Genomic DNA, 13,699 nt, shown 5'->3' on the forward strand with positions numbered 1-13,699 from the left:
GACCATCTCCTGCGGCTGCGTCACTCGAAGCGCCTCAACCCCGACGACTTCGAGCGCGTCTGGAGCAACGCGCGGAAAGCCAGCTTCCAACTGGTGCCTCTTTCCTGATGTCAACGAAAAAGATTGCTATCAAGGATCTATTGCCGGTCCCGCACGTCAGACACGGAGACAGCCGATGCGAGCCTTCGCCCCGCATCTCCATCACCCCGCCGCGCAGTAGGATGCGGCGGTGCGGGCGAGGATGGTGGCGAGCTGCACGTGCGATTCGATGTCGACCCACTCCTCGGTCTCGTGCGCGCCCGCGCCGGAGCCGCCGATCACCACCGTCTCCACGCCGGCGGCGGCGAGGAAGGCGGCGTCCATCCAGAACGGAAATCCGCGCGTCACCGGCGTGCGGCCGAGCACCTCCGCAGCGGCGGCGAGCACCCTGCGCACGATCGCCGCGTCCGCGGGCACCTCGAACGAGTCGCGGGTGAGCGTGGCGCGGACCTCGGCGCGGAAGGTCGAGTCCTCCTCCGCCAGCGCGTCGGCGATGGCCCGGAGCTGGCCGACGACGAGCTCCTCCGTCTCCCCGGGAACCATCCGCCGCTCGACGGTCAGCCTGCAGTGCGCGGCGTAGGTGCTGGCGCCGGTGCCGCCGTTCAGCACCGCGGCGTGCAGCGACGGCGGGCCGACCAGCGGGTGCGGCTCGGAGTTGCGCAGCTCCTGCTCCAGCGCGTCCAGCCGCGCCAGGAACCGCCCCATCCGCAGGTTCGCGTCGATCCCCACCCCGAACTGGCTCCCGTGCGCTGCGCGTCCGAACGTCTCCACCTCGATCCAGCTGAACCCCTTGTGTGCCAGGCCGACTTCCAACTCCGTCGGCTCGGTCACGATCGCCGCGTCGGCGGTCACGTGGCGCAGCACCTCCTGCATCCCGATGCTCGCCACCTCCTCGTCCGCCACCGCGGCGATCAGCACGTCGCCGGCGAGGCTCGCGCCGGCGTCGCGCAGTGCCTTCACCGCCGCGAGCGCCGCGGCCAGGCCGGCCTTCATGTCGTAGGCGCCGCGGCCGTACATCTTCCCGTCGCGCACCTCGGCCGCGAACGGCTCAGGCATCCCCTCGATCCCCACGGTGTCGAGGTGCGCGTACAGCATCAGCGAGCGCCCGCCGCCGGAGCCGGGAAGCACGCCGACCACGCTCGCCCGCCCCGGCTCCGCCTCGAAGCGCCGCACGCTCATCCCCAGCCGCTCCATCTCCTTCGCCGTCCACCCGGCGGCCTCGCTTTCGTTCGTCGACCCGTCGCTGAACGCCGGGTTGATCGAGTTGATGCGGACGAGCGCGCCCAGCGTGTCGACGAAGTATTCACGGTCGGCTTCCATCTCCCATCTCCCGAGATTCGTTAGGCAGGCGCAGTCCTCAGCCTCGGATGTGCTTGCGAAGATCGAACCGCATGCTGACCGCGATGGTGTCGGGATCGCGGCGGTGCTCGATGGCGTCCCGGATCCGTTGAGCCTGCCGAAGCACGTTACGCTCGAAGCCCATCGATTCGTACCATCCGACGAGGTCCGGCTGCGCATCCAGCGTGAGGTATCTGCACCCCACACGCAATGCTTCGTCGCGCGCGAGCTCGACGATGTCGCCGACCACGACTCTCCCGAGTCCCATTCCCTGAAAAGGTCGGTGCACCCCGAGCTGCGCCAGCTTCATTGCGCTGACATCCCGGTACCGCATGGCAGGATCGCGCTCGCTCCGGGCGAGCGGAAGCGCGTCCATGCCGACCGTGGCGTAGGCGGCCAGGATTCCGCCGAAGTAGTACAGGTAGGTGACGGAGAGCTGCGCCTGGTGATCTTCCCAGGCGCGCTCGTAAAGGAAATCCGTCTGGTCCGCGCGGCCGCAGTCGAATCCGCTGTCGGGAGATCCATCCATGGCCCGGACCACCAGCTCGTCCAGAGGGAATTCCGGGGAGGCAGGCATCCACGCGACGAGGTTGATGGGCAAAGAAAGAGGCGGGCCGCCAGTCGACCCGCCTTGTTTGCACAACAGCGTCGTTCACTCGATCACTTCAACAATTTCTCCAGCGCCTCAGTGGAAACGTTGGACCGCTTTCTCACTTCGGCCATCAAGCGTCCCCGCTCGAAGGTCGCGCGGCGCTCGGGCGTGTCCTTGGGAGGATTCGCCATCTCCTCCAGAATCTCCCGCGTTCCTTCCGGCGAGAGTTCCGGTGTGCGTCGGTAGGGATCCATGTTCGTCTCCAAGTTGCGCGTTGCTCTGTTCAAGTTAGCCACGCCTGTCCCGAACGTCAAGTCCGCATCCATGCGGCGAATCGAGGATTCGATCCCGATCCGGAAAAGGGTTGGTAGCCCTCCTCCGGGATACCGAAACTCGTGCCCTACCGCGGCTCCGCGATCATCCGGAGGCCCGTGGGGCGCAGGGTGATGAGGGGCTCGCGGCCCACCTCGGCGCCGGGGGCGGGGCGGAGGCGCCAGCGCTGGGCCAGCGTGGCCAGCACGAGGATGCCTTCCGTCCACGCGAAGCCCTCGCCGATGCACTTGCGCGGGCCGCCGCCGAAGGGAAAGTAGGCGAAGCGCGGGAGCGCCGCCTCCATCTCCGGCGTCCATCGGGCGGGGTCGAAGCGCTCGGGCTCGGGCCACCAGCGCGGGTCGTGGTGCGTGATCCACGGGCTCAGCATCACCACCGACCGCGCGCGGATGCGGAATCCCCCCGCCTCGAAGTCCTCCTTCGGCTCGCGGCCGATGACCCACGCGGGCGGGCGCATGCGCATCGACTCTGCCAGGACGGCGCGGGTGTACGGGAGGCGCGGCAGGTCGTTCACCGCGGGGGCGCGGCCGGCGAGCGCGGCGTCCAGCTCGGCGTGGAGCGCGGCCTCGGCCTCCGGGTTCCGCGCCAGCAGATGCCAGGTCCACGCCAGCGCGTTGGCCGTGGTCTCGTGCCCGGCCAGGAAGAGCGTGAGCGCCTCGTCGCGCAGCTGCAGGTCCGTCATCCCCCCGCCGTCGCCTTCCTCGTCGCGCGCGGCCAGGAGCATGGACAGCAGGTCGCCGCGGTCCTCGCCGCTCCGGCGCCGCTCGTCGATCATGCGGTAGATGGTGGCGTCCAGCCGCTCCGCCGCGCGGCGCACGCGGATCGTCTGCGGCAGCGGAAGGCGGTCCAGGATGGGGCCGAGCGGATTCGTCAGCCGCTTGAACGCCAGCAGCGCCGTGCTCAGCGCGCCGCCGATCTCGTCCGCCTCGGCCTCGACGTCGGCGCCGAAGAGCGTCTTCCCGGCGATGGCCAGCGTCAGGCGGTTCATCTCCCGCGTGACCTCCATCTCCCGCCCGCCCTGCCACTCGCCCGCCGTCCGCGCGGCGTACCGCACCATGGTGCGGCCCAGCGCGGCGATGCGCTCGCGGTGGAAGGCGGGCTGCGCCAGCCGCCGCTGGCGGAGGTGGTGCTCGCCCTCGCTGGTCAGCAGCCCCTCGCCCAGGATGACGCGGGCGCGCTGCAGCGCGCGGCTCTTGATGAAGTTGCGGTGCCGGGTGACCAGCACGTCGCGGATCTGGTCGGGGTGCGCGAGGAGGTACACGCTGCGCGGGCCGAAGCGAAAGCGCGCCACGTCGCCCCAGCGGCGGTGGACGCGCTCTAGGAAGGCCAGCGGGTCGCGGCGGAAGTCCGCCAGCTGCCTGAAGGGGAGGCCGCGCCCCGGGCCGGGCGGCTCGGGGAGGGCGGCGGGGCCGGCCCCCGCGCGGGAAGCGGCCCCGGTGCTCACGCGGCTACTTCTCGCAGCAGGAGTGGATGCCGGTGCCGATGCGGCCCCAGCGCGCGGCGGTCAGGAAGTGCGGGAAGGGCGAATCCTTCTCCTGGTCCACGCTGAAGTAGATGAACAGCGGCTTGCCGCGGATCACGTCGCGGGGGATGAAGCCCATGAAGCGCGAGTCCAGCGACTCGTCGCGGTTGTCGCCCATCACCCAGTAGCTGCCTTTGGGGACGACGAGCGGGCCCCAGTTGTCGCGCGTGGGCTGGTAGGTGGCCCGGTTGACGGCCGGCAGCAGCGCGGGGATGTGGTTGTGGTAGCCGTAGCGCGCCGGGTCCGTCTCCGGCGGCGGGCCGCCCTGCGAGCCGTCGAAGCCGATGGGGCCGTCGGCCTGCCGCCCGCTGTGCTGCACGTACGGCTCGTCCAGCTTCTTCCCGTTGCGGTACACGGCCCCGTCGCGCCCCTGCAGCGTGTCGCCGGGAAGCCCGATCACCCGCTTCACCACGTCTTCCTCGGGGCGGTTATAGGTGGGGCGGAAGACGACGATCTCGCCGTGGCGCGGGTCGCGGAATCCGGGCACGCGCCACCCGGTGAACGGGATGTGCGCGCCGAACACCGCGTTGTTGGCCATCAGGTAGTCGCCCACCAGCAGCGTCTGCTCCATGCTGTTGGAGGGGATGTTGTACGCCTGGACCAGGAAGGTGCGGATGATGAGGAAAAGCACGACGGCCGCCCCGATGGACTTGATCCATTCGAGCGTCTCGTTCTTCTTCTTCGCGTCCGGCTTGTCCTTGGCGGCGGCCCTGGAGCGAGCCCCCGCCCGGGTCTGAGAGGTCGGCACTGTGCTCACGCGTGCGGTGGATGCGGCCCGGCCATCGAGCAGGCGTCCGGGCCTGCCGTGCGGCACTCTGGAGGGGTGGGTGCGGGCCGTACGAATATCCGCCGCGCGGCGTGCTTCCACAAGCCGCCCGGCCCCGCCACAGTACGCCGGCGGGGAGCGAAAGTTTCCCGGCCCTCTCCCCGGCTCGCTCCGCTCGCCACCCCTCTCCCAAAACCGGCTGGGAGAGGGGGAACTGCGACTTCGCGTGCGCTGAACTGCTGTTGCCGTCCACCTCTCCTGCTGTCGGGAGAGGGCGAAAAGATGAAGGGCGAGACGGCAGTTCTGTCTCGCCCTTCATCTTTTCGGGTGAGGGTCCACGCCGGGACGCCGCCCCGATTTCGTTGCTCGCGCTGAACCAGCGCACTCCCGCACTTCCGCACTCCCGCACTTCCGCATTATCGCGGTTCCGCACTCCGCTTCGGCCGCCGCTCGGGGATGGTGACGTGCAGGAGGAGCGAGACGGGGCGGCCGGTCTCGGGATCCAGCGGCTCGTACGTTTCCACGAGCAGGAGGCCGGCGCGGCGCAGCTCCAGCACCCAGGTGGTGAAGGTGCGGAAGTACCAGGGGATGGGGCGGATGAGCTTCACCCCGGGCGCGGCCTCCTCCATCATCCGCCAGCCGTCGCGGTAGCCGGAGGCGTCGCCGATCATGGCGGCCGGGTGCGCGGCCTGGATGAGGATGCGGCCGTAGGGGAAGAGCACCGCCCCCGCCGCGGCCAGGACGGGGGTGATGCGCGCGTCCAGCAGCGAGAAGTTGAAGATGATGGTGCCGTAGGCGCCCCGCAGCTTGCGCGGGTTCTCGCCCGCCTCGGCGAAGGGGGTATGCCCGTACTCGATCTTGCCGCCCGCGGCCTCGGCCAGCGCGATCATCCGCGCGGAGCCGTCCAGCGCGGTGACCTCGTGCCGCCGCGACGCCAGCTCGCGCGCCAGCCACCCCTCGCCGCAGCCCAGGTCCAGCACCGGGCCGGTGGGCACCTGGCGCACCAGGTCGAGGATGGCGCGGTCGGTCAGCGCGCGGCGCGGGTCGGTGCCGCCGCGGACGGCGGCGGCCCACGCATCCGCGGCATCGTCCCACGCCTCCAGCGGCGCGTGCTCCTCGGCAACGGGGTCGGGCGAGCTCATGCGGCGGGATCCTCCTTCATCTTCATCTTCATCTTCATCTTCCCCATCGGTCTACCCTCCAATCCCTCGCTCCGGCCCCGAATGAATTCGGGGGCAACAACTGCACAAAGTCCCTGCGGGACTGCGGCCGCGGGCATCGCCGAGGTGCCGAAGCATCGGCAGGGGCCCTGGCAGGGTTCGCGTGACCTGCCAGATCCGCCGTCTTGCCGTCTCGTCATTAACTACGTTTACTATGGCACGATTAGTGTACACCGTTTACGGGCGCAAAAGCAAGGGATGATCTGAATGGAGGAGGTGATTCGTGGACAGGCAGCGTGTCGATTCCAGCAGCGTCCGCAGCGTGGGCTATGAAGAAAGCAGCCACACGCTCGAGGTGGAGTTCATCAACGGCGGGGTGTACGACTACCTGGACGTTCCCGCCACCGAGGCCGAGCGCCTGCGCCGGTCCGAATCGCTCGGCCGGTACCTGAACAAGCGCATCAAGCCGCGCTACCGCGTGAAGAAGGTGCGTCCGCCGGAGTAGGCGCGGACCGGCTGACACGAACGCCCCGGACGCAGTTCGCGTCCGGGGCGTTCGGCCGTGCCGCGGAGAGGTCAAAACGGGCAGAGCGCGGCGCTGGAGCTCACCGTCACGTTCTTGGCGGCCGTCGCGGTGACGTTGTTGGCGTCGTGGACGGTCACGTACAGCGTGTAGCTGGTGGAGCTCCGCGCGTAGTAGCCGTCGAAGCCGTCGCTGTAGCCAGTCCCCCACGTCTGGCTCCACGTGTACGTGTACGGGGCCGTTCCGCCGGACGGGGTCGCCCAGAAGTAGCACTCCGCGTTCGTGCGCACCGTGCTGCGGCCGCCGATGCTCACGGAGAGCGGTGGCACGATCTGGATGGTCGTCGACCCCGGGATGCCGTCGATCACGGCGGTGATGGTCACCGTTCCGCCGGTGGAGCCCGCCGTCACCGTGCCGCCGGAGGTGATGGTCGCGAGCGAGGTGTTCGAGGACGACCACGACGTGACGCCGCTGTTGGTGAACACGTTGTTCGAGTCGTAGCCGTACGCGGCGCACGTAGCCGACGCGCCGAAGTCCATCTTCACCGGGCAGCTCACCGCCACGTGCGTGGTCGCGCCGGAGAGCCGCGGCGCGGTGGGACTGAGCCCGCCGTTCCGCGTGCCCGCGCCTTCGCCGCACGCACCGGCCATGGCGGCCAGCACGATCGCGCCCATCCACCGTCTTCCGTGCCTCATGAAGTCCTCCGGAGTCCAGCGTGTCCGCGCGCCCGAACACCACGGCGCATGTGGGACTATGAAGATGATGAGCGTTTGATTTGATCGCAAGCACAGTCGTGAAAGGTAAGACTTTCCGCATGGCCGAACCGCATCGCACGCCGCGGGCGCACGCCGCGCTTGCGGAGTCGATGCGCGGGGACGATCCTTCGCGCGCTCCCGGTCATCCCTCCGCCGCCCCTCGATCTCCCGCCCCACGATGATTCCTGAAGAAGCGCCCGCCGCGGACAGCCGCCTGGTTCGCGTGGTGGGGATCTGGGGCCTGGCCGCGAGCATCGTCAACATCACGGTGGGCGGCGGCATCTTCCGGCTCCCCGCGTTCGTGGCGGGGCAGCTCGGCTCGGCCGCGCCGATCGCCTACCTCGTGTGCGCGGTGGCGATGGGACTGATCGTCCTCTGCTTCGCCGAGGCGGGAAGCCGCGTGGCCCTCACCGGCGGGCCGTACGCGTACGTGGAAGTCGCGTTCGGATCGCTGGCGGGCTTCCTCTCCGGCGTGCTGCTGTGGGCCGTCGGCACGCTCGCCCTCGCCGCGGTGGCGACGCTCTTCGCGGACGCGGTCGGCGCGCTGGTGCCGGCGCTGGGCGGACCGGCGGCGCGCGCGGCGGTGCTCGTGGCCACCTTCGCGCTGCTGTCGGCGGTGAACGTGCGCGGTGTGCGGCAGGGGACGGCGGTGAACGTCGTCTTCACCATCGCCAAGCTCCTGCCTCTGCTCCTGTTGCTGGTCGCCGGCGCGTTCGCGGTGAAGGCGGGGAACCTGGCGTGGCACGGCGCTCCGTCGGGCGGCCAGGTGGCGCGGACGTCGGTGCTGCTGATCTTCGCGTTCGCGGGGATCGAGACGGCACTGGTGCCGAGCGGCGAGGTGCGCGACGTGGCCCGGACCATCCCCCGCGCCATCGCGCTGGCGATGATCGGGATCACGCTGCTGTACATCGGCCTGCACCTGGTGTCGCAGGGGCTGCTGGGCGACGCGCTGGCCACGTCCAGCACGCCGCTGGCGGACGCGGCGGCCGTCGCGCTCGGCCCCGCCGGCCGCGCGATGATGCTGGCCGGCGCCGCCGTGTCGATGTTCGGCTACGTGGGTGGGATGACGCTGGCGGTGCCGCGCGCGCTCTTCGCGCTGGGCCGCGACGGCTTTCTGCCGAGGCAGCTGGCGGCGGTGCACCCGCGCTGGCACACGCCGTGGGTGGCCATCGTGGTGCAGGGGGTGATCGTGTGCATCCTCGCCGTCACCAGCGGCTTCGAGAAGCTGGCGATCCTGGCGAACCTGTCCACGCTGCTGCTGTACGCGGGGTGCTGCCTGGCCGCGTGGGAGCTCCGCCGCCGCGACGTGCGCGCGGGCGGCATCCCCTTCCGCGTCCCCGCGGCGGGCGTGGTGCCGTTCCTCGCCCTCGCCGCCATCGCCTACATGGTCACGTCCGTGAAGCCGCTCGAGTGGGCCGTCGTGGCCGGCGTCCTCGCCGCCGCCGCGCTCATCTACTTCGCCGCCCGCGCCGCCCGCCGTTGATCATCGACGGGACACCACGTCCGTCCCCAGAGAAAGACGTCATCCTGAGGCCGACCACGCGGTAAGCTTTGCCTGCGCAGACGGTTGCAGGCCGAAGGATCCATAACCGGTCCAGCACGTCAGCCGCGGATTCACTCCGAACGAAGCAGAACGCCCCCTCCGATCGCGATCGGAAGGGGCGCCGTGTTGGGGCGATGCGAATCGTCAGCCGGCGGCGGCGGCGCCGATGGGGAAGGCCCGCGCGTGCCAGGCATCGCGGAGGCGCGTCTCCCAGCGCCCGGCGCGGATGGCGCCGACATCGGTGACGGTGTTGTCGAAGACGACGGTGTCGTCGGCGACCTCGCCGGCCTGGGCCAGGCGCCGGAATTCCCCGCGCTCGGCCGACTTCACCTCGCCCGACGCGTCGCGCCAGTAGACGAGCGACGCGCCGCGGCGGAGGTCGGTGCCCAGCACGCCCTCGGCGTCGGCCAGCGCGTGCTGCAGCGAGTCGATGCTGCACCCGGAGACGCCGGTCGCCCGCTCGTCCGCGGCCACCAGGAGGAAGCGTCCGTCGCGGAAGTCGCGCGCGCCCAGCACCGGCGCACCGTGCGCGGCCCAGCGCTCCAGGAAGCCGTCCACGCGCTGCAGCAGCGCGGCCGCCTCGCCGTCGTTCAGCGGGCGCGGCGCGGCGAACACAAACAGCCGGGCGTCGTCGGGCATACGGTCGAAGGTCGTCGCGGGCATCGTCGTCATCGCTGGTGGTTCGTCATCCCCATCGCTCACCCGCTGATTACCCCCGCACCTCCCGCCGGTTCGCGGACGCCCGATTCGGGACACCGGCGCGACCGATCTGTGAGTGATGCGGAGATGGGCGGTGCGCGACAAGGGAATGGTGTTGCGGGCGGCGGAGATGGGTGCGCGAAAAATGCGAGTGAGCTCGCGGCTACAACATCACGCAGCCCGCCTTCGCGACGCCTTCGCGGACTTCATCGGCGCGCGTTCCGGCGCACGTGCGGTTCCTCGCCACGAACTCCGCGCAGGCGGAGTGTGCGCCGTTGTAGCCGCGGCTTCAGCCGCATTTTCGCCGCCACCACCACCATCGCCATCGGCCATCGTACACACCTTTCCGCACTTCCGCACTTCCGCACTCACGCACTTCCGCACCTATCCCTCTGCGACCTCCCGAAGCTGCTCCGCCGTCAGCCGATACGTGTACCACTCCGTCATCCGCCGGGCGCCCAGCTTGTCGTAGAAGTCGATCGCGAGCTGGTTCCAGTCGAGCACCACCCACTCCATCCGCCCGCACCCGCGCCGCACCGCCTCGCCGGCGAGGTAGCGGAACATCGTGCGGCCGATGCCGTGCCGCCGCGCGTCGGGGAGCACGAAAATGTCCTCCAGGTACAGCGTTGGCAGCGCCAGGAACGACGAGTACGTCTCGCAGGTGATGGCGTACGCCACGGCGCGCCCGTCCACCTCGGCGATGTACACCTGGATGCGGTGCGGATCGGGGCCGAACGCGTCGTTCAGCAGGCGCCCGCGCGCGTCGGGCGTGGGGCGGTCCAGCTTCTCGTAGTCGGCCAGCGCGTCGACCAGCGCCAGCCAGGTGTCGCCGTCCGCGGGCGTGGCGGGGCGGACGGTCACGGCGTCGGGCATGGGATTCCGTCGTTCGGTGGATGAAGATCGGTCGCGCAAGGTAGGCGGGCGATGCGCGGCCCGCGAGTCCCGCGCGTCCGGCATCTCCCCACGAACGGGTCGGGAGAAGGGGCGATGGAGATGCGGGGATCTTCTGATCATCCACGCTCGTCATCGACTTGAGATTCGCGCCGGGATCGAGATCACCCAACCGACGACGACGGGAGACGGAGATGGAGACGGTGCTGGTGGCGGGAGCGTCAGGGCATCTCGGGCGATGCGTGGTGACGGAGCTGAGGGCGCGCGGCTACCGCGTCCGCGCGCTGGTGCGCGACCCCGCGCGCTCCGTTGGCGCCGCGGACGAGACGGTCCGTAGCGACCTGCTCGACCCGCCGTCGCTCGCCGCCGCGTGCGCGGGCGCGGACGTCGTGTTCTCCTGCGCGGGCGCATCCATGAGCCTGAGCAGCCTGCGCGACCGCCGCGGCCCGCTGGAGGTGGACTGGGGCGGCAACCGCAACCTGCTGGCGGCGGCGCGCGGCGCCGGCGCGCGCAAGTTCGTGTACGTCTCCGTCTTCGGCGCGCGGGGGATGCGCGGGCTGGAGTACGCCGACGCCCACGAGCGCATCGCGGACGAGCTGAAAACGTCGGGGATGGACCACGCCATCATCCGCCCGACCGGCTTCTTCTCCTTCTTCGGCGAGATCGCGAAGATGGCGAAGCAGGGCCGCGGCATCGTGATCGGCACCGGCGAGGCGTACACGAACCCCATCCACGAGGCCGACCTGGCCGAGGTCTGCGCCGCCGCTGTCGCCGGTGACGCGCGCGAGATCTCCGTCGGCGGCCCGGACGTGATGACGCGCGCGCAGATCGTCGAGCTCGCCTTCCGCGCCTTCGGCCGCGAGCCGCGGCTGACGCGCGTTCCGCCAGCCATCTTCCGCGCCTCCGCCACGGTGATGCGCCCGTTCAACCGCCGCATGGCCGCGCTCCTCGCCTTCGGCGCCGCAGTCAGCCAGGTCGACTGCGTCGCACCATCCTACGGCCGCCGTCGCCTCGATGACTTCTTCCGCACCTTCGCGGATTGATCAGGCCGGGAAGTCTCGCGCAGATGCCCGGCGGCACTCGAGATGACAGGCGTGGGGTGGCGCACCGGAGCTCTCCCGCGCCGATATGAAGTCCGCGAAGGCGCCGCGAAGGCGGACTGCGTGCCGTTGTAGCCCCCACTTCAGTGGCATCTTCCCCACCATCTGCATCCCCCATCCTCCATCCCCATCTCAATCCTCATCCCGCTCCGCCGCTATCTCCTGATCCTTGTCCCGGCCCGGGCCGGGGACTTGCGGCGTGGCTCGCGCGGGACGCATCATCCGTCCCCCTGAATCCCGAACGAACGCCCATTCGCCACGCGCCCGGCCGCAGGAGAATCCACGGATGGCATCGACCGAACCCACGCTCGACTCCCTGCTCCAGGAAGACCGCACCTTTGCGCCGCCGGCCGGGTTCGCCGCGCAGGCCAACGCGCGCGACCCCGGCATCTACGCGCAGGCGGACCGGGACCCCGAGGCGTACTGGGCCGGGTGGGCCGAGCAGCTCCACTGGTTCCGCAAGTGGGACCGGGTTCTCGAGTGGGAGCCGCCGTACAGCAGGTGGTTCACCGGCGGAAAGCTGAACGCCGCGTACAACTGCCTGGACCGCCACGTCGAGGCCGGCCGCGGCGGCAAGACCGCGATGCTGTGGGAGGGCGAGCCCGGGGACAAGCGCGCCTTCACCTACGCCGAGCTTCAATCCGAGGTCGGCCGCGCCGCCAACGCGCTGAAGAAGCTGGGGGTGAAGAAGGGCGACCGCGTCGCGATCTATCTGCCGATGATCCCCGAGGCGGCCGTCGCCATGCTCGCCTGCGCCCGCATCGGCGCCGCGCACAGCGTGGTGTTCGGGGGATTCAGCGCCGAGAGCCTGCGCGACCGCATCCGCGACGCCGAGGCCCGCGTGCTGATCACCGCCGACGCGGGATACCGGCGTGGCGGCACCGTGGCGCTCAAGCGCGCGGCCGACGAGGCCATTGAGGAGGAAGGCGGCTGCCCCACCATCGCCCACGTGGTCGTCGTCCGCCGCCACGGCGCGGACGGCGAGACGCTGGGCGATGCGAGGATGGCGGAGGGCCGCGACGTCTGGTGGCACGACCTGGTGGACGGCGAGCCCGGCGAGTGCCCCGCGGAGGAGATGGAGAGCGAGGATCTGCTCTACATCCTCTACACCTCGGGGACCACGGGGAAGCCGAAGGGGATCATGCACACCACCGGCGGCTACCTCACGCAGTGCTACGCGACCACGAAGCTGGTGTTCGACCTGAAGGACGACGACGTCTACTGGTGCACCGCCGACGTCGGCTGGGTGACGGGGCACTCGTACATCGTCTACGGCCCGCTGGCCAACGGCGCCACCGTGCTGATGTACGAGGGCGCCCCGGACTGGCCGGACCGCGCGCGCTTCTGGAAGCTGATCGAGGACTACCGCGTCACCATCTTCTACACCGCGCCCACCGCGATCCGCGCGTTCATGAAGTGGGGAACGGAGTTCCCCGCGCAGCACGACCTTTCTTCGCTCCGCCTCCTGGGCACGGTGGGCGAGCCCATCAACCCCGAGGCGTGGGTCTGGTATCACAAGACCATCGGCCACGAGCACTGCCCCATCGTGGACACGTGGTGGCAGACGGAGACGGGGGCGATCATGATCACCCCGCTCCCCGGCATCACCGAGACGGTGCCGGGCTCCGCCACCACGCCGTTCCCCGGCATCCGCGCCGAGATCCTGACGCTGGACGGCCAGGTGGTGCCGCGGGGCGGGGGATTCCTGGCCATCCGCCGCCCCTGGCCGTCGATGCTGCGCGGCATCTGGGGCGACCCCGAGCGCTACCGCAACACCTACTGGACCAAGTGGGAGGGGAAGACGGTCAGTTCGGGCGACGACGAGCAGCCCGGCGAGAGCGTCTACTTCCCCGGCGACGGGGCCAAGCGCGACGAGCGCGGCTACTACTGGGTGATCGGGCGCATCGACGACGTGCTGAACGTGGCAGGCCACCGCATCGGCACCATGGAGGTCGAGTCGGCCCTCGTCGACCACCCCGCCGTGGCCGAGGCCGCGGTGGTGGGCAAGGCGCACGAGCTGAAGGGCCAGGCCGTCGCCGCGTTCGTCACGCTGAAGGAGGGCCAGGAGCCCACGGAGGAGCTGAAGCGCGAGCTGAGCGACCACGTGGTGAAGAAGATCGGCGCCATCGCCCGCCCCGACGCCATCCTCTTCGCCGGCGACCTGCCGAAGACGAGAAGCGGCAAGATCATGCGGCGGTTGCTGAAGGACATCGCGGAGGGCCGGGCACTGGGGGATACGACGACGCTCGCGGACCCGAGCGTGGTGGCGCGGCTGAAGGGGGAGTACGAGGCGCGGGAGGGCTGACGTTGACACGCGGTCCACTACGGAAGGGCGCTCCTGCACAGGGGCGCTCTTTTAGCTGTCGCTTGCGACGTGTAAAACGGCATCACTCGTCCAACTCATATCCTGACACCTTCACACTCGAATTAGAGCGTGGCTC

The 13,699-nt window shown here is 70.4% G+C and carries 13 protein-coding genes; 4 read left to right on the forward strand and 9 right to left on the reverse strand.

Annotated features, from left to right (window positions below):
• Window positions 1-201 precede the first annotated feature (201 nt).
• From VLK66_RS10135 to VLK66_RS10160, 6 genes are all read right to left on the reverse strand, one after another.
• Window positions 202-1,359: a M20/M25/M40 family metallo-hydrolase gene (locus VLK66_RS10135; RefSeq protein ID WP_325309287.1), complete on the reverse strand. Its 1,158-nt coding sequence runs from the start codon at window positions 1,357-1,359 to the stop codon at window positions 202-204.
• A gap of 37 nt (window positions 1,360-1,396) precedes the next feature.
• The gene (locus tag VLK66_RS10140) at window positions 1,397-1,978 is read right to left on the reverse strand and encodes a GNAT family N-acetyltransferase (RefSeq protein WP_325309288.1); all 582 of its coding nucleotides are present in this window, start codon (window positions 1,976-1,978) and stop codon (window positions 1,397-1,399) included.
• A 59-nt stretch (window positions 1,979-2,037) separates the two neighbouring features.
• Entirely contained in the window at window positions 2,038-2,223 is a 186-nt protein-coding gene (locus VLK66_RS10145) for a hypothetical protein (protein ID WP_325309289.1), read from the reverse strand.
• 146 nt (window positions 2,224-2,369) lie between these two features.
• Window positions 2,370-3,743, reverse strand: coding sequence for a cytochrome P450 (locus tag VLK66_RS10150; RefSeq protein WP_325309290.1), 1,374 nt, complete (start codon window positions 3,741-3,743; stop codon window positions 2,370-2,372).
• A gap of 4 nt (window positions 3,744-3,747) precedes the next feature.
• A complete protein-coding gene (gene lepB / locus VLK66_RS10155) occupies window positions 3,748-4,569 on the reverse strand; it encodes a signal peptidase I (RefSeq protein ID WP_325309291.1) in 822 nt (273 codons plus the stop codon).
• 434 nt (window positions 4,570-5,003) lie between these two features.
• Window positions 5,004-5,729, reverse strand: coding sequence for a class I SAM-dependent methyltransferase (locus VLK66_RS10160; protein WP_325309292.1), 726 nt, complete (start codon window positions 5,727-5,729; stop codon window positions 5,004-5,006).
• Window positions 5,730-6,030: 301 nt separating this feature from the next.
• On the opposite strand from VLK66_RS10160, the gene VLK66_RS10165 reads away from it, so the two are divergent.
• Window positions 6,031-6,252, forward strand: coding sequence for a KTSC domain-containing protein (locus tag VLK66_RS10165; RefSeq protein ID WP_325309293.1), 222 nt, complete (start codon window positions 6,031-6,033; stop codon window positions 6,250-6,252).
• Window positions 6,253-6,323: 71 nt separating this feature from the next.
• Here the strand turns inward: VLK66_RS10165 and VLK66_RS10170 are convergent, their stop codons facing one another.
• Window positions 6,324-6,965, reverse strand: a complete 642-nt coding sequence (locus VLK66_RS10170; RefSeq protein ID WP_325309294.1) for an Ig-like domain-containing protein — start codon at window positions 6,963-6,965, stop codon at window positions 6,324-6,326.
• Window positions 6,966-7,203: 238 nt separating this feature from the next.
• Between VLK66_RS10170 and VLK66_RS10175 the strand changes: the two genes are divergently transcribed.
• Window positions 7,204-8,508: an APC family permease gene (locus tag VLK66_RS10175; protein WP_325309295.1), complete on the forward strand. Its 1,305-nt coding sequence runs from the start codon at window positions 7,204-7,206 to the stop codon at window positions 8,506-8,508.
• A 204-nt stretch (window positions 8,509-8,712) separates the two neighbouring features.
• Here the strand turns inward: VLK66_RS10175 and VLK66_RS10180 are convergent, their stop codons facing one another.
• Together VLK66_RS10180 and VLK66_RS10185 are read right to left on the reverse strand one after the other, a co-directional pair.
• Entirely contained in the window at window positions 8,713-9,240 is a 528-nt protein-coding gene (locus VLK66_RS10180) for a hypothetical protein (protein WP_325309296.1), read from the reverse strand.
• A 411-nt stretch (window positions 9,241-9,651) separates the two neighbouring features.
• Window positions 9,652-10,140, reverse strand: coding sequence for a GNAT family N-acetyltransferase (locus VLK66_RS10185; protein ID WP_325309297.1), 489 nt, complete (start codon window positions 10,138-10,140; stop codon window positions 9,652-9,654).
• A 263-nt stretch (window positions 10,141-10,403) separates the two neighbouring features.
• On the opposite strand from VLK66_RS10185, the gene VLK66_RS10190 reads away from it, so the two are divergent.
• Together VLK66_RS10190 and acs are read left to right on the forward strand one after the other, a co-directional pair.
• Window positions 10,404-11,201, forward strand: coding sequence for an SDR family oxidoreductase (locus tag VLK66_RS10190; RefSeq protein WP_414676464.1), 798 nt, complete (start codon window positions 10,404-10,406; stop codon window positions 11,199-11,201).
• Window positions 11,202-11,544: 343 nt separating this feature from the next.
• A complete protein-coding gene (acs, locus tag VLK66_RS10195) occupies window positions 11,545-13,563 on the forward strand; it encodes an acetate--CoA ligase (protein ID WP_325309299.1) in 2,019 nt (672 codons plus the stop codon).
• The last annotated feature ends 136 nt before the right edge of the window (window positions 13,564-13,699 follow it).

It is taken from the genome of Longimicrobium sp. (assembly GCF_035474595.1).
Classification (GTDB): domain Bacteria; phylum Gemmatimonadota; class Gemmatimonadetes; order Longimicrobiales; family Longimicrobiaceae; genus Longimicrobium.